18 protein-coding genes and 1 tRNA gene are annotated in these 24864 nt (G+C 34.8%); 16 read left to right on the forward strand and 3 right to left on the reverse strand.

The annotated features are described in order from the left end of the window. Positions 1 to 5: 5 nt before the first annotated feature. Positions 6 to 1451: a tRNA (N6-isopentenyl adenosine(37)-C2)-methylthiotransferase MiaB gene (gene miaB, locus ACFO5O_RS14300; RefSeq protein WP_387964946.1), complete on the reverse strand. Its 1446-nt coding sequence runs from the start codon at positions 1449 to 1451 to the stop codon at positions 6 to 8. A gap of 171 nt (positions 1452 to 1622) precedes the next feature. Here miaB and ACFO5O_RS14305 point away from each other — a divergent pair, with 171 nt between their 5' ends. The 9 genes from ACFO5O_RS14305 to ACFO5O_RS14345 all read left to right on the forward strand — a co-directional run bounded on the left by ACFO5O_RS14305 (position 1623) and on the right by ACFO5O_RS14345 (position 13543). After that, complete coding sequence (locus ACFO5O_RS14305) at positions 1623 to 2405, forward strand: hypothetical protein (RefSeq protein ID WP_387964948.1); 783 nt, start codon at positions 1623 to 1625, stop codon at positions 2403 to 2405. A gap of 46 nt (positions 2406 to 2451) precedes the next feature. Continuing rightward, positions 2452 to 3687, forward strand: a complete 1236-nt coding sequence (locus ACFO5O_RS14310; protein ID WP_387964950.1) for an LVIVD repeat-containing protein — start codon at positions 2452 to 2454, stop codon at positions 3685 to 3687. Between the two features lie 163 nt (positions 3688 to 3850). Then, a complete protein-coding gene (gene topA, locus ACFO5O_RS14315) occupies positions 3851 to 6340 on the forward strand; it encodes a type I DNA topoisomerase (protein WP_387964952.1) in 2490 nt (829 codons plus the stop codon). 3 nt (positions 6341 to 6343) lie between these two features. Further along, positions 6344 to 7507 (forward strand): formimidoylglutamase, encoded by a 1164-nt coding sequence (locus ACFO5O_RS14320; protein ID WP_387964954.1) that lies wholly within the window; start codon positions 6344 to 6346, stop codon positions 7505 to 7507. A 195-nt stretch (positions 7508 to 7702) separates the two neighbouring features. Continuing rightward, positions 7703 to 9067: a T9SS ring complex lipoprotein PorK/GldK gene (porK, locus tag ACFO5O_RS14325; protein ID WP_465253854.1), complete on the forward strand. Its 1365-nt coding sequence runs from the start codon at positions 7703 to 7705 to the stop codon at positions 9065 to 9067. Between the two features lie 75 nt (positions 9068 to 9142). After that, a complete protein-coding gene (porL, locus tag ACFO5O_RS14330) occupies positions 9143 to 9778 on the forward strand; it encodes a type IX secretion system motor protein PorL/GldL (RefSeq protein WP_387964958.1) in 636 nt (211 codons plus the stop codon). A 51-nt stretch (positions 9779 to 9829) separates the two neighbouring features. Continuing rightward, positions 9830 to 11380, forward strand: coding sequence for a type IX secretion system motor protein PorM/GldM (gene porM, locus ACFO5O_RS14335; protein WP_387964960.1), 1551 nt, complete (start codon positions 9830 to 9832; stop codon positions 11378 to 11380). Positions 11381 to 11452: 72 nt separating this feature from the next. Further along, entirely contained in the window at positions 11453 to 12352 is a 900-nt protein-coding gene (porN, locus tag ACFO5O_RS14340) for a type IX secretion system ring subunit PorN/GldN (RefSeq protein ID WP_387964962.1), read from the forward strand. 120 nt (positions 12353 to 12472) lie between these two features. Beyond that, complete coding sequence (locus tag ACFO5O_RS14345) at positions 12473 to 13543, forward strand: NAD(P)/FAD-dependent oxidoreductase (protein WP_387964964.1); 1071 nt, start codon at positions 12473 to 12475, stop codon at positions 13541 to 13543. Between the two features lie 9 nt (positions 13544 to 13552). On the opposite strand, the gene ACFO5O_RS14350 is transcribed toward ACFO5O_RS14345, so the two are convergent. Continuing rightward, positions 13553 to 13936, reverse strand: a complete 384-nt coding sequence (locus ACFO5O_RS14350) for a DUF983 domain-containing protein (protein WP_387964966.1) — start codon at positions 13934 to 13936, stop codon at positions 13553 to 13555. 104 nt (positions 13937 to 14040) lie between these two features. Here ACFO5O_RS14350 and ACFO5O_RS14355 point away from each other — a divergent pair, with 104 nt between their 5' ends. The 7 genes from ACFO5O_RS14355 (at position 14041) to ACFO5O_RS14385 (ending at position 23113) form a co-directional block, all read left to right on the forward strand. After that, positions 14041 to 15948, forward strand: coding sequence for an ABC-F family ATP-binding cassette domain-containing protein (locus tag ACFO5O_RS14355; RefSeq protein WP_387964968.1), 1908 nt, complete (start codon positions 14041 to 14043; stop codon positions 15946 to 15948). An 85-nt stretch (positions 15949 to 16033) separates the two neighbouring features. Next, on the forward strand, positions 16034 to 17185 hold the full coding sequence (locus ACFO5O_RS14360; RefSeq protein WP_387964970.1) for an efflux RND transporter periplasmic adaptor subunit: 1152 nt from the start codon (positions 16034 to 16036) through the stop codon (positions 17183 to 17185). Position 17186: 1 nt separating this feature from the next. Next, a complete protein-coding gene (locus ACFO5O_RS14365; RefSeq protein WP_387964972.1) occupies positions 17187 to 20378 on the forward strand; it encodes an efflux RND transporter permease subunit in 3192 nt (1063 codons plus the stop codon). After that, positions 20365 to 21684: a TolC family protein gene (locus ACFO5O_RS14370; protein ID WP_387964974.1), complete on the forward strand. Its 1320-nt coding sequence runs from the start codon at positions 20365 to 20367 to the stop codon at positions 21682 to 21684. The genes ACFO5O_RS14365 and ACFO5O_RS14370 overlap by 14 nt, the downstream gene beginning before the upstream one ends. Positions 21685 to 21692: 8 nt before the next feature. Then, a complete protein-coding gene (locus ACFO5O_RS14375) occupies positions 21693 to 21869 on the forward strand; it encodes a CPXCG motif-containing cysteine-rich protein (RefSeq protein WP_387964976.1) in 177 nt (58 codons plus the stop codon). 149 nt (positions 21870 to 22018) lie between these two features. Next, positions 22019 to 22927 carry a leucine-rich repeat domain-containing protein gene (locus ACFO5O_RS14380; protein WP_387964978.1) on the forward strand — a complete coding sequence of 303 codons (909 nt, stop codon included), beginning with the start codon at positions 22019 to 22021 and terminating at the stop codon, positions 22925 to 22927. 113 nt (positions 22928 to 23040) lie between these two features. After that, a tRNA-Met gene (locus ACFO5O_RS14385) sits at positions 23041 to 23113 on the forward strand. A 329-nt stretch (positions 23114 to 23442) separates the two neighbouring features. Here ACFO5O_RS14385 and ACFO5O_RS14390 read toward each other — a convergent pair. After that, complete coding sequence (locus tag ACFO5O_RS14390; protein ID WP_387964980.1) at positions 23443 to 24852, reverse strand: MBOAT family O-acyltransferase; 1410 nt, start codon at positions 24850 to 24852, stop codon at positions 23443 to 23445. Positions 24853 to 24864: the final 12 nt, after the last annotated feature.

Below are 24864 nucleotides of genomic sequence, written 5' to 3' on the forward strand. Positions count from 1 at the left end.
TAGTATTAGTTATTTTCAGAATACCCAACTGCCTCACCAATTAGCGTGGCACTGGTACAATCGGTAATTTTTACATTTACAAAATCACCCACCTTATAATGTGCTTTTGGAAATACGACCATGGTATTTTGGCTATTTCGTCCTGCCCAATGTGCGTCAGATTTTTTAGAAGACTTTTCAATTAAAACTTCTTCAACTTTTCCTAAATGCTGTTGGGTTCTATATGCGCTGTGTTTTTGTTGTAAATCTACAATTTCAGCTAACCTACGTTTTTTGATAGGTTCAGGAACATCGTCTTCCATTTTACGTTCTGCCAATGTCCCAGGTCGTTCAGAATAAGCAAACATATAACCAAAATCATATTTTACATAGTCCATAAGACTCAAAGTATCTTGATGATCTGCTTCAGTTTCAGTTGGAAACCCGGTAATCATGTCCTGACTTATTCCGCAATCAGGAATGATGCGTCTAATGTTGTCAATTAAGGTTTTGTATTCTTCAACAGTATGCTGACGATTCATTTCTTTCAAAATACGATCACTGCCACTTTGAACCGGCAAATGGATGTAATTACAAATGTTACGATATTTTGCCATAGTTTCCACCACATCCAAGGTCATATCCTGTGGATTTGATGTTGAAAAACGAATCCGCATTTTAGGCTGTGCTTTTGCACAAAGCTCTAAAAGATTTGAAAAATTAACTGCTGTTGCTTTTTGAAGTTCTGAAGCTTTTTCGAAATCTTTTTTAAGCCCGCCACCATACCATAGATAACTGTCAACGTTTTGGCCTAAAAGTGTAATTTCTTTATAACCTTTGTTCCATAAATCATTCACTTCTTCAATTATACTTTGTGGGTCTCTACTACGTTCTCGTCCTCGGGTAAAGGGAACTACACAAAACGTACACATATTATCACAACCACGAGTTATTGACACAAATGCCGTAACACCATTAGTGTTTAATCGCACTGGTGAAATATCACCATAGGTTTCATCCTTGGATAGAATTACATTCACTGCATCTCTTCCTTCATCAACTTCGGCAATTAAATTTGGCAAATCTTTATAGGCATCTGGTCCTACAACAAGATCCACAATTTTTTCTTCTTCAAGAAATTTGCTTTTTAGTCGCTCGGCCATACAGCCCAAAACCCCAACCTTCATGTTAGGGTTAATTTTTTTTACGGCATTGTATTTTTGAAGACGTTTACGCACGGTTTGTTCGGCCTTATCTCTAATAGAGCAAGTATTTACCAGAACTAAATCGGCTTCTTCTAAATGTGCAGTTGTATTAAAACCTTCAGAAGATAAAATAGAAGCCACAATCTCACTATCACTAAAGTTCATGGCACAGCCATAACTTTCTATATAGAGTTTGCGGGTATTCTCTTTTTTTTCTTCTAAAATGAGGTGTTCACCCTGTTTATTTTCGTCTATTATCTTTTCCATAAAATTACTGAAACTACTCTAGGTCAATATTCATGCCGCCCTAGAAAAAAGAGCAAGTGCAAAGATACAATTTTTTAAACACTATGACAAAGTGTCATAATGTGATTTATTTTTTGAATATGTTAAATAATTAAACTTACTTTGAATTATTGCTAACCTAAATATTAAGAGATGACTGTTTCAGAAATTCAACAAAAAATAAGTAATGCTAAAGCCCTTGAATTCGGTGATATTTTCAACAAATCAATTGAGCTATTCAAAAAAAGCTGGCTCTATGGGTTTTTGTTTCAATTGTTCGTTATCATTATCATGCTCCCATTTTTAATTGTTTTATATGTGCCATTGCTTATGTCAATGCTGGCACAAGCCGAGAGTGGACATGTAGATCCTGAAACATTTAGTGGGTTATTTGCAGGCTTTACGGCATTTTATCTAGTACTTTTCTTTGTTGGTATCTTGGCAGCATCTGTAATTCAATTGGCGCTTCATGCTGGGTTTTATAGAATTATTAGAGCTATTGATCAAGGTCAGGATGTAAAGGCCGCGGATCTATTTTACTTTTTAAAAGGAAAATATTTTGGAAGTGTGACCTTGCTTATGTTAGCAACTATGCTAATCTCATTCGCTTTTGCATTACTATGCTATATTCCACTTATTTATGCATTTATACCAATTCTATTTTTTACACTAGTCTATGCTTTTAATCCAGAAATGAGTATTGGAGATATTGTTAAAGTCAGCTTTAATTTAGGTACTAAAAAGTGGTTATTGTCATTTGGTTTGCTAATTGTATCATATCTAATTGTGGTTCTACTTGTAATAGTGACTTGTGGTATAGGTTCACTATTTTTATCACCTTTTATTTATTTGCCTTTATATTTTATCTACAAAGAAGTTGTTGGCTTTGAGAATCTAGATGAAGTAGATTCTATCGGAAAATCGGAGACCTTTTAACGCAACCTTTTTCCATATTTTGTATCTATAGGTAAACTCTAAGGTTATGAAAAAAGGAGTATACATTATTTGTGCCTTACTGTTGTGGTCTTGCAGTAATGATTTTTCTGATTTTGAGATTATTGATGTTGCAACTCCTAAAGTAATAACCAAGGTTGACTTTAGGACTCAAATTGAGTCTCAATCGCCAAAACCCATCACCGATGCAGGGAAAATTTATGCTTATAATAATTTAATTTTTATAAGTGATAAATTGCTTGGGATTCATGTTGTAGATAACTCAAATCCTTCAAGCCCTAGGCCATTGACCTTTTTAAAAATACCCGGCAATGAGGATATGGCGGTAAAAGATGGGTTTTTATATGCTGATAGCGCTGTAGATCTTGTTGTTTTTGATATTTCAAATACCAGTGACATTAAACGTGTCGAAATCCTAGAAGATGTGTTTGATAATTATAATTTTCAATTTCCATTCGATTCATGGAGTACAAGAATTGATATGGGAGATTATGACTCTAATACCGAAATTATTGTTGGGTGGACTTTTGAGAAACGGATAGTTCCTAAAGCAGAAAATTCATTGGTCTTTCAAACTTTTGAAAGTGCTAATAGCAATAGTAGTAATGGTGGAAATATAGGTGCTGGGGGTTCATTGGCGCGCTTTCAAATTGTTGAAAATTATCTATATACCGTGGGTTGGCATGAAATGAACATCTTTAATATTGCAAATCTTTCTCAACCTAGATTTATAACTACAAATTATGCAGGAAATAATATTGAAACCTTATTTGAAGCAGATGGTTACTTATATATAGGAAGTACAGATGGAATGTATATCTATGGATTAGATAATCCTGAAAGCCCAAATTACATTTCTGAATTTGTTCATTGGACAGGTTGTGACCCAGTAGTAGTAGATGGAAATTATGCCTATCTTACTATAAGGGGAGGAAATAATTGTGGTAATCAAGAAAGTGTTTTGGAAGTAATTGATGTCAGTAATAAAGCCACACCAACACTAGTAGCTACATATAGTTTGGACAACCCTTACGGACTGGGTTTTAAAAACGATAACTTATTTGTTTGTGATGGTTCATCTGGGTTAAAAGTTTATAAAAAGAATGACCCATTAAATCTACAACTAGTACAGAAGTTTGAAAATATTCAAGCTACAGATGTTATTCCTTTAAATAATACTTTAGTAATGGTGGGTGATAATGTCATTTACCAATATGAATACGCTAATAACACCATAACCTTATTAAGTACCTATAAGTTATAATCCTAGTTACCAAGTAGACATAAAGCCTGATGTATCAGGCTTTTTTTATTTAATTAGGGTGTAGAAATCTTGTAAATAATGGGCTTAAACCCAATTGATACAATTAAAAATTAGGTTCGATAATTTTTTTTCATATACATTTGTAGCCTGAAAAAATCTCAATATGGCGAAGAATTTAGTAATTGTAGAGTCACCAGCAAAGGCAAAAACCATTGAAAAATTTCTTGGAAAAGATTATAAAGTAGAATCCAGTTTTGGGCATATCGCAGACTTGCCCTCCAAAGAATTGGGTGTTGATGTTGAAGGTGATTTTAAACCTAAATATCAAGTTTCTAGAGATAAACGCGATGTCGTAAAGAAACTCAAAGATCTAGCAAGTAAAGCCGATATGGTTTGGCTAGCAAGTGATGAGGATCGTGAAGGAGAAGCCATTGCGTGGCATTTAGCCGAAACACTTAAGTTAGATAAAAGTAAGACCAAACGTATAGTTTTTCATGAGATTACAAAAAGCGCCATTCAAAAGGCTATTGAGAATCCCCGTGGCATAGACTATGATTTGGTAGATGCTCAACAAGCACGTCGAGTATTAGATAGAATAGTGGGTTATGAATTATCACCAGTGCTTTGGCGCAAAGTAAAAGGCGGTCTTTCAGCGGGGCGTGTACAATCAGTTTCGGTGCGCTTAATCGTTGAACGTGAACGTGAAATTCAAGATTTTTCAACCGAAGCTTTTTTTAGAATCGATGCCGAATTTGCAAATTCAGACGGTCAGACCTTTAAAGCCAAGTTGCCTAAAAACTTTTCATCTAAAGCTGAAGCAAATCAATTTTTACAGCTTAACGCTTCAGCTAATTTTAAGGTAGGGGATTTAGAGAAAAAACCTGCTAAAAAATCACCTGCAGCACCATTTACTACATCAACCTTGCAGCAAGAGGCAGCACGTAAATTAGGGTTTTCAGTGAGTCGGACTATGACCAATGCACAACGATTATATGAAGCAGGATTGATTACCTACATGAGAACCGATAGTGTGAACTTATCACAAGAAGCACGTAATGGTGCAAAGTCAGCTATTGAAAGTGCTTATGGTTCATCCTATAGTAAACCAAGAAATTATAAGGGAAAGGCAAAAGGGGCTCAAGAAGCACATGAGGCCATTAGACCAACTGATTTTTCACGAAATTCAATATCGGTAGATAGAGATCAGGATCGATTATATGATCTAATTTGGAAACGCGCGATTGCTTCTCAAATGGCCGAAGCTCAATTAGAACGTACTAATGTAAGAATTGAAGCTTCAACGCATCAAGAAACTTTTACAGCTAATGGAGAAGTAATAAAGTTTGATGGATTTTTAAAAGTCTATTTAGAAGGAACTGACGATGAAGATTTAGAGCAAGAAGGTATGTTGCCTACCTTGAGAGTGAAGGAAGCGCTTCAAAATAATTATATTACTGCAACCGAGCGTTACACCAGACCGCCTTATCGATATACCGAAGCATCCTTGGTTAAAAAACTTGAAGAGTTAGGTATAGGTAGACCGTCAACATATGCACCAACAATTTCTACCATTCAAAATAGAAATTATGTTGAAAAAGGTAATGTAGAAGGTGAAGAACGTAAATACGTTCAACTTACGCTTAAAAAAGGCAGTATAAATGATAAAACTCTTACAGAGAAGGTGGGTTCAGATAAAGGTAAACTTGTACCTACAGATATTGGGATGATTGTAACCGATTTTCTGGTCACGCATTTTGAACATATTCTAGATTATCATTTTACGGCAAAAGTTGAAGAAGACTTTGATGATATTGCAGAAGGAAAGGTAGATTGGTCAAAAATGATGAAAGATTTTTACAAAGAATTTCATCCACAAGTTGAAGATGTTCAAGAGAATGCCGATAGAGAATCTGGTGAACGTGTATTGGGGACTGACCCAAAAACAGGAAGACAGGTTAGCGTACGATTAGGTAAGTTTGGGCCAATGGTTCAAATAGGAATGGCTGAAGAAGAAGAGAAACCTTTATTTGCAAGTTTATCCCCAGACCAGCAATTGAATACCATAACTTATGAAGAAGCTATGGATTTATTCAAATTACCAAAACAATTGGGTAATTACAAAGGAGAAACACTCGAAGTAAATAACGGCCGATTTGGTCCCTATGTAAGATATGGCAAAAAATTCGTGTCATTGCCAGCCGGTGTTGATGCTTTAAGTGTTGAGTTGGAAGATGCTATTGAATTGATAAAAGAAAAGGAAGCCGCAGATGCTCCTATATATATGTATAAAGGACTTCCAGTTCAAAAAGGTAAGGGACGTTTTGGACCATTTATTAAGTGGAACAACACTTTTATCAATGTAAATAAAAAATACGATTGGGATAATTTATCAGATAATGATATAATAACCTTGATTGAAGATAAAATTCAAAAAGAAAAGGATAAATTAGTCCAAAATTGGGAATCTGAAGGAATTCGAATTGAAAAAGCACGTTGGGGCAGACACCATATTATTAAAGGAAAGGTTAAAGTTGAACTACCCAAAACGGTTGATGTTTCTAAAATGACATTAGAACAAGCCAAAGTGGAGATCGAAAAGAAGACGCCTAAAAAGAAAACAACAAAAAAAGCAAGCACGTCTAAAAAGAAATAATATATGATCTTTAATTTTTTGTCTCCAGTTTCAGATGAGGTATTAGCGCATAATGAATTATTACCTGAACAAACTCTTGGAAAAAAATTAAGAATCCATACGCAGCAAAGAGGTATTCCAGAATTAGATGATGTAAAAATTGCAATAATTGGTGTCTTGGAGAATAGGAATGACATTAATTATTTAGATGAAACTATTCACTTTAATGAAGTTAGACGATCATTGTATGGTTTGTTTCCTGGTAATTGGTACACAGAAATTGCCGACTTGGGCGATATTTTAAAAGGAGACTCTGTTGAAGATACTTATTTTGCCCTTCGAACTACAATCACTGTTTTAATTGAGAAGAAAATCATTCCTATTATATTAGGAGGAAGTCAGGATTTGACTTATGCAGTTTATAGAGCATATGACAATTTACAGCCTATGGTTAATATTGTCAATGTAGACAGTAACTTTGATTTAGGAGATTCATCTTTACCTATTAATAATAACAGCTATTTAGGTAAAATTATTTTAGAGCAACCTTATAACCTGTTTAATTATTCAACCATAGGATACCAAACCTATTTTAATTCACAGGAAGAAATTGACCTAATGGACAATCTTTATTTTGAGGCGTATCGCTTGGGTGAGGTTTCAAATAAGCTTAATTTGGTTGAACCCGTAATGAGAGATGCGCATATTGTGTCAATGGACCTAAAATCGGTTAAGGCTTCAGAAGTGGGATTCAAACAATCAATATCACCAAATGGTTTAGACGGAAAAGAAATTTGTACTATTGCGCGGTACGCAGGTATAAGTAATAAAGTATCATCTTTTGGTGTATTTGAATATAAACCAGTACAAGGTGGTTTAAACGCAATGCTAACAGCTCAAATCCTATGGTATTTTGTTGAAGGTGTAAATTGTCGAACCAAAGATGACGATTTTAAAGATGAAAAAAGCTATCAAAAATATAACGTACTTATTGATAATGAGGAGCTAATATTTTTTAAAAGTGTAAAAACTGGCCGGTGGTGGATTGAAATACCATTTTTGCCAGATGTTAATAATAAATTAAAAAAACATACGTTATTACCATGCACTCATGAGGATTATATGGAGGCTAGCCATGGTAAAATCCCCGAAAGATGGTATAAAGCCTACAAAAAGAATAGCTTTTGAGTACGGTTTTAAGTACACATTTTATCGATAAAGTGTATTTTTTTTGGGATGAAATGCAAAAAAAATGCAAAAAAAATTGTTTTTTTGAAAATATATAAATATGTTTACTGCCTTGAAATGAATTAGTAACATTTTGTGTTGCTAAGAATTTCGTAAATTATAACTAAATAATTTAACCTCGAGTTTATTATGAATATGAAGAAGTTTGCTTTATTAACCGCTGTTTTAGCTCTATTAGTAAGTTGTGGCTCTGGAGACAGAGGAGAGCTTGTTGGAGTTAAAGGAAAGAAATGGCATCCTGAAAAGCCTTATGGTATGACACTTGTGCCGGGTGGAGCATTTATTATGGGTAAGTCTGATGACGATTTAGCCGGAGTAAATGATGCACCAACACGAACAGCAACTGTAAGAGCATTTTACATGGATGAAACTGAAATCACTAATAGTGAGTACCGTCAGTTTGTGTATTGGGTCCGTGACTCGATAATTAGAACCAAACTTGCAATTTTAGCTGATGAGATTGGAAAAACACCAGAAGATGGTGGTATTGGTGAATTTGCATTTAAAGATGCTGATACAGCCAACATGAGTGTGTATGAAAAGTACATGATGGATAACTATAGTGGTTTAGGACCTACGGGTTATGAAGGCCGAAAATTAAATAGAGATATCGACTTAATTTTTGACATTAATGAGTATCCGGATGAATATTATGTAGAAGTTATGGATACCATGTATCTGCCAATTGAAGAATCTTATAACGGCATGCGTACATGGGATGTCGACAAATTTAAGTTTCAATATACGTTTATGGACTTTCAAAAAGCGGCCAAAAACAAAAATTTGAGACGTAAAGATGTTATCATAACTGAAGAAGTTAAAGTATATCCTGACACAACAGCTTGGATTAGGGACTTCTCGTATTCGTATAATGAGCCTATGCATAATGATTATTTTTGGCATGATGCTTATGGTGATTATCCAGTTGTAGGTGTATCATGGAAACAAGCTAATGCATTTTGCCAATGGCGTACTATGTACAAAAATGGTGATCAAAAACGTCGCGGAAAACAATTTGTGAATTCATTCCGATTACCTTCTGAAGCCGAATGGGAATATGCGGCCAGAGGAGGATTACAAGGTGCAACTTATCCTTGGGGTGGACCATATATCAAAAATGATAGAGGATGCTTCATGGCAAACTTTAAACCACTACGTGGAGATTATGCAGCAGATCAAGCTTTATATACAGTAGAAGCTGATGCTTATGAACCAAATGATTTCAACCTATATAATATGGCCGGTAACGTGTCAGAATGGGTACAAGGATCGTACGATCCAGGATCATATGAATATGCAGCAACATTTAACCCTAGCGTAAATGATATTAGAAATCAGCGTAAAGTGGTACGTGGAGGATCGTGGAAGGATGTTGCTTATTTCCTTCAAGTGAGTTCAAGAGATTATGAATATCAAGATTCAGCTAGAAGTTACATCGGGTTTAGAACCGTACAGGATTATATGGGTACCGAAGTAACAGCAAATGCTAAAAACAGATAAATTAAAACTAAACACAATTAAATAAATATTATTAACCTACTTAAGTATTTTAACTTAAACTAAAAACAACAAATTATGGCACAATCAAGAGCAAGTAAGAGGTTCATGAACATGGCTTACGGATTCGGAGCATCAATCGTTATTATTGGAGCTTTATTCAAAATTATCCATTTTGAAATAGGAATTTTAACAGGTAACGTGATGTTAGCAATCGGGCTTATCACAGAAGCAATCATATTTGCAATTTCAGCATTCGAACCAGTAGACGACGATTTAGACTGGTCATTAGTTTACCCAGAATTAGCCGGAGGCTCTAAATCAGAAAAAGAAACTAAAAACCCAGAAGGATTATTATCTAAAAAACTAGACGAGTTACTTAAAGACGCTAAAATTGATGGCGAATTAATGGCTAGTTTAGGTGAAAGCATCAAAAACTTTGAAGGTGCAGCTAAAAGTATTTCACCAACTGTAGAATCAATGGCAGCCACTAAAAAATATGGTGAAGAACTGTCATTAGCTGCAGCACAAATGGAATCTTTGAATAGCCTGTATAAAGTACAATTAGAAAGTGTAAATAGACAAGCTTCTATTAATGAAGAAGCTGTTGAAAATGCAACCAAACTTAAAGAACAAATGCAATCTTTAGCTTCTAATTTATCAACCTTAAATGGTGTGTATGGTGGAATGCTTTCTGCAATGAATAAAAGCTAATTAGTTTTTAATAACCTAAATCAATTAATTAACCACAAAAACTAATTAGAAATGGCAGGAGCAAAATTATCTGCAAGGCAGAAAATGATTAACTTGATGTATTTGATCTTCATTGCAATGTTAGCATTGAATATGTCAAAAGAAGTGCTATCGGCATTTGGATTAATGAACGAAAAGCTCACCGAGTCCAATAAAGCAACAACCGAAAGGAATGCAGCTTTTATGGCTGGGTTAGCACAACAGGTTGAAGATCAGCCTGAAAAATATAGACCTTTAAAGGAGAAAGCAGATAAAGTTTCTAGTTTGGCCAATGAGTTCAACTCATATTTATCAGACCTAAAAACAAAAATGTCTGCAACTGTAGAAGACGCTCAAGATTATGAGATCATGGACAAAGGTGATTATTTAGACAATAACTTTTTCATTGGAGAAAAATTAAAGCCTGAAGGACAAGAGTTTTTAAACCAAATTAAAAATTTTAGAGAAGGTGTTGCTGAAGTGTTAGCGGATAGTCCAGAATTTGCTGGAATAGTAAATGATGTTCAAGACAAATTTGCAACAGAGCCTGTTAAAAACAGAGATGGCAATACTATAGATTGGTTAGATTACCATTACAAAGGGTTTCCATTAGTGGCGTCGTTAACTAAAATGACGCAATTACAAGCTGATATTAAAACTACAGAATCTGAAGTTTTATCATCTATGCTTGCTGGAAAACTTAAAGTTGAGGCATCGTTAACTAATTTTGATGCTATTGTTGTGCCAGACAAAACAGCATTCTTTAACGGCGAAAACTTTACAGGTAAAATTATTCTTGGAAAAAAGGATACAACCTTAAGAGCCGATAAAGTTATTGTAAATGGTAAAGAGCTTTCTGCTGATGCAATGCAAGAAGGAAAAACATTATTAGATTTTCCAGCTGGTAGCGTTGGCGAGCAGCCAATCAAAGGTCAATTCATTTTTAAAGAAGATGGAGAAGATATTGTGATTGATTTCGAAAGTTCTTACTCTGTAGTACCAAAACCAAACGCAGCTACGATTTCTGCAGACAAAATGAACGTGGTTTATCGTGGTGTTACTAATCCTATGACGATTTCATTTGCAGGGATACCAGATAACTTGGTTAATGCAAGTGGTACTGGTTTAAGTAAAGGTTCTGGTGTTGGTAAATATAATATGAACCCAGGTTCTGGTAGAGAAGTAGTAATTAACGTTACAGGAAAACTTCCAGATGGAACTTCAGTTTCTGATAGAGCTACTTTTAGAATTAAAGATATTCCTAAACCATCAGGAACAATAGCAGGTCAAATAGACAATGCAAGTTTACCTAGAAATACGGTAGAAATTGCTACAATTGGAGCAGTATTAGAAGATTTTGATTTTGAATTACCAATACAAGTAACATCATTTAAAATTAAAGTTCCAGGACAGCCTTCAGTGTCTGTTAACGGTACTAAATTAAATGATCAAGCTAAATCGGCTTTGCGTAAAGCAAGACGTGGAGATGGTATTCAAATATTTGATATTAAAGCGCAAATTCAAAATAATTCCTCTTACAAGCTAAAAGGAGTGTCACCAGTATTTGTAGAGCTTACAAACTAGTATAATTTTGAATTAAAAGTTGCGTTTTTACGTATAAAGAAGGCCTTGTCCCAAATTAATAAATGTAAGAAGATGAATTTAAAAAGATTTTTGTTAACCGGTTTGAGTGTTTTTACAATCACTACAACATTTGCACAAGCAAATTTGTTGAATGCCAAAAAGACTGAAGAAATAGGTGTTAAAACCGAAGCACAATTAGCTTTGGATAATGACAAACCATTAGAGTACGGTTATGTAGATGACAGAGACATTCTGTTTTCGAAACTAACTTGGGAAAAAGTGGTTCTTGACGAGCGTGTTAACTTTCCGTTATATTTCCCTGTTGATACCAATAATATTGGATCAAACAGACGTTCATTATTTGACGTTTTGGTGAAAGCCATTAGAGACGGTAAAATTGAGAACATGTATGACGACTCTTACTTTACAACAAAGTTAACCGTAAAAGATTTAGGACCGAGAATGTCTAGAATTGATACTCTAGATATTGGTTACGAGCAGTACAATGCTGATGGTTTTGTTGATCCAGAATACATTGTAAAGCGAGATATTCAAGCTTACGACATCAGTGCATATTTAATAAAAGGCTTATGGTATTTTGACAAGCGTCATGGCGAGTTAAAGTATCGTATACTAGGTATTGCACCTGCCGCACCTGATGTTAACTTTATTGACTCTGAAGACGAAGCAAATAAAATGCCTATTGCCTTATTCTGGATATTTTTCCCAGAAGCCCGTGAGGTATTGCATGAAGCCAAATCGTTTAACAATAAAAATAGTGCCATGCCAGTTACCTTCGATCATTTATTGAATTCGAGGCGCTTCAATGGTTACATGTACAAAGAAGAAAACGTATATGGAGACAGAGAAGTGAAAGATTATGTGGCCGACAATGCCTTAATGCAGCTATTAGAGTCTGATCGAATAAAAGATAAGATTCGAAATTTTGAAATGGATATGTGGTCATACTAGCCAAAGTATATCTATATAAACTCGAAAGCGCTCGCAATTAATTGCGAGCGCTTTTTTTATAGTTGTATTTGTCTAGAGAAGGTCATTTAAATCAAGTTTATTTAAAGTATTTTTGTTCAAATGAAACAGGTGGATTATATCATTGTAGGTTGTGGTTTAGCCGGAATCGCTTTTTGTGAGCAATTACGAGAACATCACAAATCATTCGTTGTATTAGAAAATGAGTCACAACATTCGTCTACTGTGGCAGCAGGGCTTTATAATCCGGTAGTTTTAAAGCGTTTTACAGAGGTTTGGAAGGCAAAACAACAGTTGGAGCTTGCCTTGCCTAGATACGCCCATTTGGAAGAGTTATTAGGTGTCAAATTAGATTATAAGCTTCCAGTATATCGCAAATTTGCTTCGATTGAAGAGCAAAACGAGTGGTTTTCGGCAAGCGACAAACCTTCATTAGAACAGTTTCTGTCACCAAAATTAATTAAAAACAACAACAGCAATATTATAGCACCTTTTGGTTTTGGAGAAGTCCTGTTTACAGGCCGAATCGATACTGAAGCGTTGGTAAAAAACTATAGAGAGTATTTAAAAAATAGTGATAGACTAATTAAAGAGCGTTTTGAATATGCTCAGCTTAATATCTCCAACGACGAGATCAAGTATAAAAATTTGCAAGCCAAGCACATTATTTTCGCTGAAGGCTTCGGACTTGTAAAGAATCCTTATTTTAAAAATTTGCCATTACGGGTTGCCAAAGGAGAACTTTTGACCATTAAAGCACCAAAGTTAAAACTAGAAGTAATTTTAAAGTCGTCGGTGTTTATTAGTCCGTTAGGTGATGACCTTTACTCTGTTGGCGCCACCTATAATTGGGAAGACCAAACTAATGCCGTAACAGAACAAGCTAAAATTGAGCTTATTGAAAAACTTAAGCGTGTTATTAATTGCGAGTTTGAAGTTGTAGATCAACGTGCCGGGATACGCCCTACCGTTAACGATAGAAGGCCTCTGGTTGGTGAGCACCCAAAACATAAAACAATGTTTATCTTAAATGGCTTGGGAACACGGGGCGTTATGTTAGCCCCTTATCTTGCCAAGCAACTATACAAATTTATTGAGGAAAACACGTCTCTAGAAAATGAAATCAATATTGCCCGATTTTCTAATATAAATTGGGAAGAATATGAGCAGTAATATATCGCTTTACTGTTTGGCTAAAGACTTATCGTAATGCATAAATAAATTGATCCAAATATTGCGAGACAGCCTCATAATAAGTGGCCCAAAAACAACTAAAGTCCCAATAATACTTATAAAAGTAACATTCAAACTGGCTTCTAGTAGAAGATAACTAATAACAAAGGCAGCAACGGCAAAAGCAATACCAACTCCATAACTCACATACATAGATCCATAGAAAAATGATGGTTCTAATCTGTATTTTGTTTTACAATTGGAGCAATGGTCATTGATTTTTAAAGTATCGGTTAAAATATATGGATTTTTGGTGCTGTACATTGATTCTTCATGGCACTTCGGACATGCACCTTTAAAAATACTATAAAGTTTAGTCCCTTTTTTTATCATAGATATTGATTACTTTTGCAGTCTTAAAATTGCGGTTCATATAAATTTCTGATTGCAAAATTAAGGTTTAGAAAAGAGAATCGTCGTAATAAGAGTCATAAATAATGCTTAACATTCATAATCTTTCCATTTCATTTCAAGGCGAATACTTATTCGAGGATATTACATTTAAGTTAAGTCCTGGAGATCGTATAGGTTTAATTGGGAAAAATGGCGCTGGCAAATCGACCATGCTAAAAATCCTTTCTAAAGAATTAGAACCAGATTCAGGTCAAATTGCAGCCGATAAAAATTTAAGTATTGGGTTTTTAAAACAAGATATTGATTTCACTTACGGCAGAACGGTCTTACAAGAAGCTTATGATGCGTTCAAGGAAATAAAAGAACTTGAATCTAAAATAGATCATATTAATGAGCAATTGGTTGAACGCAGCGATTATGAAAGTGATGCGTATCATCAACTTATGGTTGATCTTAATGAAATTCAACATCAATATGAAATATTAGGAGGATACAATTATCAAGGCGAAACCGAAAAGATATTACAAGGTCTTGGATTTAAAAGGGAAGATTTTAACAAACTTACCGATACTTTTTCGGGTGGATGGCGAATGCGAATCGAGTTGGCTAAATTATTACTTCAAAATAATGATATCCTGCTTTTGGATGAGCCAACTAACCATTTGGATATCGAATCTATTATTTGGCTTGAAGGGTTTTTAAAAGGGTTTAATGGCGCGGTGGTAATTGTTTCACATGATAAGATGTTTTTAGATAATGTCACCAATAGGACCATTGAGATTTCATTGGGTAGAATTTATGACTATAATAAGCCTTATACCAAATTTTTAGTCTTAAGAAATGAAATAAAGACCCAACAATTGGCAGCTCAAAAAAACCAAGCCAAGCAAATTGAACAGACCGAAAAACTGATTGAAAAATTCAGAGCAAAAGCCTCAAAAGCTTCCATGGCCCAGTCCTTAATTAAAAAGTTGGATAGAATTGATAGAATTGAGGTAGATGAAGATGATAATAGTGTAATGACTCTTAACTTTCCAGTGTCAATAACTCCTGGAAAAGTAGTGGTAGAAGCGCGTCATATTTCAAAACATTATGGTGATTTAGAGGTCTTAAGAAATATAGATTTAACTATAGAACGTAATAGCAAAACCGCTTTTGTGGGTCAAAATGGTCAGGGAAAATCAACTTTGGCAAAAATTATTGTTGGTGAGTTAAAACATCAAGGGGAACTCAAGTTGGGGCATAATGTTCAAATTGGATATTTTGCTCAAAATCAGGCTGAATATTTAGATGGCACCAAAACGGTTTTAGATACCATGATAGATGCTGCTAATGAAACCAATAGGAGCAAAGTACGCGATATACTTGGTGCATTTTTGTTTAGGGGAGATGAGGTTGATAAATACGTAAGGGTACTTTCTGGTGGTGAACGTAACCGTTTGGCATTGGCAAAATTACTCTTACAACCCTTTAATGTCCTGGTTATGGATGAGCCAACAAACCATTTGGATATTAAATCAAAGAATGTGCTAAAAGATGCGCTTAAAAAATTTGAAGGGACATTGCTGCTGGTTTCGCATGATAGGGATTTTCTTCAAGGCTTGGCTAATATAATTTATGAATTCAAAGATCAAAAAATAAAGGAATATTTAGGCAATATCGATTATTACCTCGAGCAACGTAATGTTGAAAATTTAAGAGAAGTTGAAAAACGTACGATTATAAAAGAAGAGCCTAAAGAAACTAATAAGCAATCGTATCAGGATCAGAAGAAGCTAAAATCACTTAACAATAAATTGAGCAATATTGAAGCTAAAATTAATCAGCTCGAAAAAGAAATCAAAACAATAGATGTTGAACTAGCTACAAACTATGACCAAACGGTTTCTGATCCAGAATTTTTCGATCGCTATCAAGCAAAAAAACAAAAGCTTGAAAAATTTATGAAAGATTGGGAAGGGTTGCAAGAGGAGCTAGACCAAATGTCCTAAAATCAATTCTTTTAAGTTTTTTTTAACTATATACCAAATATCAAAAGGATAATTTTGTAGTTTACACCATCAAAACATATCCTTAATGCGAAAATTAATACTGCTAGGTATTGGCATCGTGATTATTTTAGGAGCCCTATTTGGAGCCTACATCATCATAAAAAATAGCAATAAACCCAAACCCAAATTTGAAAAAGTAGTGAAAACCGTTTTTGTTGAAACGGTAAAAAACACTACAGTTCCTATTATTATTCCTGCTAACGGGAATTTACTTGCAAAACACCGTTTGGAATTGTTTTCAGAAGTTCAAGGTGTATTTCAAAGTAGTGCACATGATTTTAAGGCAGGACAAACTTACAGAAAAGGTGAAACCTTAATCAAAATAAACTCAAGCGAGTATTATGCTTCAGTTCAATCGGCAAAAAGTAATCTTTACAACTTAATAACGGCCATAATGCCCGATTTAAGGTTAGACTTTCCTGAATACTATCGTCCGTGGGAAACCTATTTAAAGAATTTTAGCATGGACAAGAGCATTTCGCCATTGCCCGTTATGGACGATGAAAAAGTCAATTATTTTATCACTGGAAGAGGAATAGTTTCGGCCTATTATAATGTTAAAAATTTAGAGCAACGACTTGCCAAGTATAGTATTTACGCTCCGTTTAGCGGCGTGTTGACTGAAGCTTTGGTAACCAAAGGCACTTTAATTCGTCCTGGTCAGAAATTAGGAGAGTTCATAGATACATCGGTATATGAGCTGGAATTGTCGATTGCGAAATCCTTTAGTGATTTACTTGAAATTGGAGAATCTGTAGAGCTGAAAACAATAGAAGGTCACAACTCATATCAGGGTAAGGTAACCCGTATCAATGGAAGAATAGACCAAGCAACACAAACCATAAAAGTCTATGTTGAAGTAGAAGGAAAAACACTAAAAGAAGGCATGTATCTCGAGGCGCAACTTCAAGCCGCTGATGAACCTAACGCTATTAGAATATCAAGGAAATTACTGGTTAATAGTTCTGAAATATTTATTGTGAGAGATAGTGTGTTGGATCTTATAGAGGTCAAGCCTGTGTATTTTTCTCCTAATGATGTCGTTATAAAAGGCGTGCCAGACGGTACCCAAATGCTTTCTAAACCTTTAGCAGGTTCTTACGCAGGGATGTTGGTAAAAGTCCATCAAGAAAAGAGCTCGGAAATGTCACAAATTTCTGATTCAATCAGCGAATAGTATGAGAGGATTAATTTCATATTTTATAAAATATAGTGTTGCTGTAAACGTAGTACTTATTGGCTTTGTGCTGTTTGGTGTATTTGGTATTTTACAGTTAAAGTCATCTTACTTGCCTTTGGTTGATGCTAAAAACATTAGTATCAATATCGCCTATCCAGGAGCGGCTCCACAAGAGATCGAAGAAGGAATTGTATTAAAAATTGAAGATAATTTAAAAGGACTTAAGGGAATAGAGAGAGTAACCTCAACAGCCCGTGAAAATGGGGGTAATATTAATATTGAAATAGATATTGATGAGGATGTTAACGATATGTTGGCAGAAGTCAAAAATGCTGTAGATAGAGTCCCTAACTTTCCAACCGGGATGGAACCTTTGGTAGTGGCAAAGCAGGAAAGTTTTAGACAGACCATCGTTTTTGCCATTAGTGGTGATAATGTAGACCTAGTTTCACTTAAGGAAATTGGACGTCAGGTAGAGAATGACTTACGTGCCATTGAAGGGATTTCACAAATCAATATTTCGGGTTATCCACAAGAAGAAATTGAAATAGCAGTTAGAGAAAATGATTTACTCGCCTATGATTTAACTTTTTCTGAGGTAGCGGCTGCCGTATCCCAAGCCAATATTCTTACTACAGGTGGAAATATAAAAACCGAAGCAGAAGATTATTTGATCAGAGCCAATAATAGATCCTATTACGGGGTTGAACTTAATAATCTCCCAGTAAGAGCCCAGTCTGATGGGACAATAGTCTTATTACAAGATGTGGCCACCGTAAGAGACCGATTTTCAGAGACTCCAAATGCATCGTATTTTAATGGTAATGCTTCAGTAAATGTTGAGATTACCAATACCAATTCAGAAGATTTATTGAGTGCTGCAGAGCGTGTAAATGAATACATTGATGAGTTCAATCAAAAATATACTGGTGTACAAATTGATGTTGTAAATGATAATTCCATAAACCTTAAGGCTAGAACCAAATTGCTATTGGAAAATGGTGCTATGGGTATCTTTTTGGTATTGATTTTTTTATCCTTATTCTTAAATACTCGTTTAGCCTTTTGGGTTGCTTTAGGTCTGCCCGTTTCATTTTTAGGAATGTTTGTTTTTGCGGCCTATTTTAATATCACCATCAATTTAGTATCCTTATTTGGGATGATTATAGTCATTGGTATTTTAGTAGACGATGGTATCGTTATTTCTGAAAACATTTATCAGCATTTTGAAAAAGGCAAACCCAGGGTACAAGCGGCGATAGATGGGACTATGGAAGTTTTACCTCCTATTATTTCGGCCATTATCACAACGGTTTTAGCATTTTCTACATTCTTATTCCTTGAAGGTCGAATTGGAGATATTTTTGGTGAAGTTGCAATTATCGTAATACTCACACTAGTGGTATCCCTTGTTGAAGCACTACTACTATTGCCTGCGCATATTGCCCATTCTAAAGCATTACTTGTTGAAAGTAAAAAAGAAAGAGAAAAGAAAAGAGGCATTGATAAGGTATTTTTAAAGTTGCGGAAGTTTAATGAGTACGGTGACCGTTTCATGGTGTATTTACGGGATAATCTGTATTCGCCAATACTTCATTTTGCATTAAGACAGCGCTTCATAACATTTTCAATTCTTTTGGCTTTGATGATTCTTACTGTGGGCTCATATGAAGCAGGAATTATTAAGAGTGCCTTTTTTCCTAATTTAGATAGTGATAGGGTAAGTATTAATTTATTGATGCCCGAAGGAACCAACCCAAAAGTCACCGATTCAATCATTACCTTAACAGAAGAGACATCATGGCGAGTGAATGACGTGTTTACTGAACGTCAAACCGATAATAAACAAGTTGTTCAAAACATTGTTAAAAATGTAGGGCCAGGAAATAACAAAGCAAATTTAACAGTGAATTTGCTTCCGGGAGAAGAACGTGATTTTTCTGCCGCTGAAATAACTACAGCGATTCGAAATGAAGTTGGCGATATTTATGGCGTAGAGTTACTCACCTTTGGATCTGGTAGAAATTTTGGTGGAAGTCCAGTCTCGATTTCATTATTAGGCTATAATACAGCGGAGTTAAAAGCGGCCACTGCTGAATTGCGTTCGCATTTGGAGAATATTTCACAATTGGCTGATATTACGGATACTGACCCCGAAGGTATTAAGGAAATTAATATTCAACTAAAGCAATCGGCCTATGCACTTGGCTTAAACTTAAGAGATGTTATGGCCCAGATTCGGTCTGGATTTTTTGGACTTCAGGCCCAGCGCTTTCAAAGAGGACAGGACGAGATAAGGGTTTGGGTACGCTATGATAGATCAAACCGTGAGTCCATAAATGATCTTGACGAAATGCGAATTTTAACACCTAGTGGTCAAAGAGTACCCTTTGCTGAAATTGCTGATTATGAGATTAAAAGAGGAGAAGAAAGTATTAGGCATTTGGATGGTTTACGTGAAATTCAGGTGAATGCCGATATGGCTGATTCAAAAGGAAGTCCAACAGAAGTCATGGCAGATATCAAGGATAATATTATGCCCGGTATTTTGTCAAAGTATCCAACAATTAAGGCTTCATATGAAGGGCAAAACAGAGAAGCAAATAAGCTGGTTAATTCTGCAAAGACTACCATACCAATTGTAATTTTTCTTATCTATGTTGTAATAGCGTTTACCTTTAGAAGTTATAGTCAGCCATTGCTGTTAATCATACTAATACCATTTAGTTTTATTGCAGTAGGCTGGGGACATTGGCTTCATGGGTTTCCTATCAATATTTCATCAATGTTGGGAATTATTGCACTAATTGGTATTATGGTGAATGATGGTCTGGTAATGATTGGTAAATTCAATTCATTTCTAATATCAGGAATGTCATTTAATGATGCTTTATTTGAAGCAGGTAGGAGTAGATTTAGAGCCATATTTTTAACTTCCTTGACCACTATTGCGGGAATAGCACCATTGCTCCTTGAGAAAAGTAGAGCAGCCCAATTTTTGCAGCCTATGGCAATTTCAATAGCTTATGGAATAGGTATTGCTACTGTACTGACTTTACTTATTTTACCAATATTATTATCGGCGACAAATAGTGTAAAAGTGAAATACAAATGGTTGATAACAGGTATGACCGTAAAAAAAGAAGACGTAGAACGCGCAGTAATAGAACAACGCTATGAGGAACACTAAAATTTATGTTCTTGCCATGATTATACTGGCTTGTTCAGTTGTGAAAGCTCAAAATGTGGTGACAACACAAAACGCTGTAGAATTAGCTTTAGAACACAACTACGGAATTCAGATTTCAAAAAATAATGTTGAAATTGCAGAGAATAATACTAATGTTTTAAATTCTGGGTTTTTACCACGATTGACAGGAAATGCTGGAGCAACTTATAATCTAGACAATACAGATGCCGAATTTTCTGATGGTTCTGTAAGAACTTTAAATAATGCTGAAAGTTCACGATACAATGCTTCAATAAATCTTAATTATACATTATTTGATGGATTAGGCAGGCAATATAATTATAGAAGACTTAAGGAAGAAAAACAATTAACCGAACTTGAGGCTAGAGAGACTATTGAAAATACCATGATTCAGTTGTTATCTATCTATTATAATGTGGCACAAATTTCAGAGAATGCAGATGCACTTCAGCAAACTCTAAATATTTCTAGAAATCGATTAATTAGATCAGAATATCAGTTTGAATACGGACAAGATTCAAAATTAGGTGTTTTAAATGCCCAAGTCGATATCAATAACGATAGTATTAATGTGATTAATGCCAATCAACAATTAATTAATGCTAAACGAGACCTTAACGTGGTCACTGGAAATAAGCTTCCTGTTAATTTTGAAGTAGATACCTTAATCACTTTTACACTTGGCCTTGACCGTATGGACTTACTACAAAAAGTTAAATCCAATAATGTAACTTTTCTTCAATTAGAGAAAAATCTGCTCATAGGCCAATACAATTTAAAGTCTTGGAAATCAGACTATCTGCCAACTTTAGGATTAACTGGGTCCTACGGTTGGAACAAGAACAATAACAATGCAGCTTCATTCTTGGCGGTATCTACCAATACAGGACTGTCAACAGGCATTAATTTGAGCTGGAATTTGTTTGATGGTGGTAGCACTATTACACGAGTGAAAAATGCCCAAATTGATTTAGAAAATTTACAGCTTCAAAAGGAGCAGATTGTAATGAATATTGAGAGAGATTTTAATAATGCTTGGGATGATTATCAAAATAAACTTACAATTTTTAATGTTCGAGAGAACAATATTATAACCTTTAAAAACAACTTTGAGCGTACCCAAGAAAAATTTAGAATTGGTCAGGCAACTTCATTAGAATTCAGACAGGCGCAGTTAAATTTACTAGGTGCAGAACTCAGCCGAAATCAAGCCAAGTATGAGGCAAAATTAGCTGAACTCATTCTTCTACAATTAAGCGGTGAACTTCTGAATGTGAATTTTTAATTTGAAAAATGGACGAGCACTTTTTTCAATGTCCTTATTGCTGGGAGACCATTTCGGTACTGGTCGATAGTTCTGTTTCTTTTCAAAATTATATAGAAGATTGTGAAGTTTGCTGCAATCCCATACAGATAGCCTTAAGTATAGACGACGCTGAAATTGTTAGTTTTAGTGCTGAAAAAGCGTAAATCTTCATATTTTTTAAATCATTGATAAACAGCGTATTAAAAACTGAATTGTTAATAAAACATGTATTTCATCGAAAATAATTGGTAGTTCAACGATGAATGTATATATTCGTTGATGTAAATGTGCTCCCTCGCTAAATCTACTAACTATGAAGACTTTAAAATTAACCTTGTTATTTTGCCTAGTAACACTGTTTACATTCGCAGATATCTCCTCTAAAGAAGAACAAGCGCTTTTAGCTTTACATAATACTACAAAAGGAACAGAGTGGAATACCACTTGGGATTTAAATGCTCCAGTGACACAATGGTATGGGGTTGTTATCGAAAATAATCGAGTTGTTGAATTGAATATGGAATTCAACAATTTGCAAGGGCCATTACCAGAATCTTTTGGAGATTTAATTTACTTAAGAAAAATTAATTTTTTCAGAAATAGAATCACCGGAACTATACCTAGTTCTATTGGTAACTTAATGTTTTTGAAAGAGTGTAATATGGCTTTTAATAAATTAGAAGGTCAGTTACCAGAATCTATAACAAATCTTGCATCGTTAGAAACCTTACAATTGTTTATGAATCAATTGGAAGGATCTATCCCTGCATCAATTGATAAGCTTCAAAACCTACAAGTATTGGAGCTATATAACAATGAATTTAGTGGTCAATTACCGGCATCAATAGGTAAGCTATCAAACTTAAAAGAGTTGATGTTGAGCAGTAACCGATTAATTGGGAAATTACCATCTGAAATTTCGCAATTAAAAGAATTAAAAGTATTAAGTGTTTTTGACAACAATTTTTTCGGAGTTGTTCCTTCTTCAATTGGAGAATTAGCCAACCTTGAAGAATTGGTGATTTCAAACAATGCATTTTATGGTGATTTGCCAACAGAAATGGCAAACCTTACTAACCTTAAAATATTCTTATTGGGTAACAATGATTTTGATGGTAATTTAGGAATTTTAAAAGATAGAATGCCACCAAGTCTAGTTCAATTTGATTTTAATAGCATTAACGCAAAAGGAGTAATAGTAACTCTAGATACCGAAGATTAGTTTTAAAGTTTTGATTAGTTAATGAAAAACTCCTGCTCGTAATTTATTAGCAGGAGTTTTTTTTAATAATCTTTTGAAATCGGAAAAAACATATTATATTTGCAGTCCTATATCGCGGGATAGAGCAGTAGGTAGCTCGTCGGGCTCATAACCCGAAGGTCACTGGTTCGAGTCCAGTTCCCGCTACAAAGAGAAAATCCTCTAAGACTAACGGTTTAGTTCACGCTAAACCGTTTTTTTATGCATTTATTTTATGGATTAATTGTATTTGGTTTCTGAAGTGAACATACTGTAGACGACATAGCTCTATATTTTGATTGAAATATTTACTATTTAAAGGTGGATCTGATTACATATAAGTCCTTCCATTTTTTAATAATAAGAGCAATCAACTGAAGTAACCTAAAATTACCCACTTTACCACAATCAAAAATTTTAAAATACAAAAAGGCCATCAAGTTTCCTGATGGCCTAGAGATGAAGTCTACCTATAAACTTATTTTAATTCACTTAGATTAAAACTGGAAATAGATAAATTGTTCACCATCGCTTTGTGCAACTATAAGTAATACTAACATTACTCCCCAAGCAAGACCAATTAAAGGTTGCTTTTTAGCTGCATGTGCTTCTAAAGTTTGATTTCTCATTACCCAATGCGATATAAACATCAAACTAATCACAATAAAAGTTATATAAATATCAAGATATTGAATAACCATTTGTCCGTCTGTGCTAAATGAAAACATCGCTGAGAGTATGGCCATAGCAGCACTAAAATCGTTTGCTCTAAAAAAGACCCATGTAATATTAACACAGACAAAAGTAAATAGTGCTAGCACCAGACCCGTAAGACTATTGATTTTTAAGTTTATTTTATGTTTTAATAAACGTTCAACTACGAGGAAGAATCCATGTAAGGCGCCCCAAGCCACAAATGTCCATGCTGCGCCATGCCATAATCCGCCCAGCAACATTGTGATCATCAAAAAAACATAGGTTCTCACCAAACCTTTGCGGTTTCCACCCATTGGTATGTAAAGATAATCTCTTAACCATGTTGATAATGAGATATGCCATCGTCGCCATAAATCTGAAAACCCAATGGCGGCATAAGGGTATAAAAAGTTGTGTGGAAGTATAAATCCTAACATCATAGCGATACCTATTGCACTGGTAGAATAGCCTGCAAAGTCAAAGAAAATTTGCCCTGAAAATGCCAAAACACCACTCCATGCGTCTATACTTGCCAATCCTAGAGGCGTCTTAAATACCGAATCAGCTGTTGGTGCGAGCAAGGTATCTGCTAATACCACTTTTTGAAATAATCCAAATGTAAGCAAGAACGCTCCCCAAATAAATTGATCTCTGGTCGCTTTTTTAGGCTCTATAAACTGTTCTAATAATCCTTTAGCTCTAACTATGGGTCCAGCTACTAATTGTGGGAAGAACGTAACATATAAAGCGAAATCTAAAAAGCGTTGAGCAGGTTTTATTTTTCTGTAATAAATATCTATGGTATAGGACATTGTTTGAAAAGTGTAGAACGATATTCCCATCGGCAATAAAATATCAGGTTTTGCGGGATGAAAATCGGCGCCAAGACTATTTACAATGAGGGTGAAGTTGTCAAGTAAAAACCCTCCATATTTGAAAAAGGCTAGAAAACCAAGGTTAACAGACATACTTAGTAGTAACCAAAATTTACGTTTAGAAGCAGAATCCTCTTTATACAGCATTTGTCCAGTTTTCCAGTCAACCAAAGTTGAAATCCATAACAATAAAATTAATGGAGGGTTCCACAATCCATAAAAGATATAACTTGCGCCAAGTAGCATTGATTTTTTGCCTTTCCAAGTTATTGGAGAGTAATAAAGCGCAAGAACTGCGATAAAAAATACGATGAATCCTATTGAATTAAATAACATGACTATAAATGT

Origin of the sequence: Geojedonia litorea, assembly GCF_042654525.1 — a bacterium.
Classification (GTDB): domain Bacteria; phylum Bacteroidota; class Bacteroidia; order Flavobacteriales; family Flavobacteriaceae; genus Geojedonia; species Geojedonia litorea.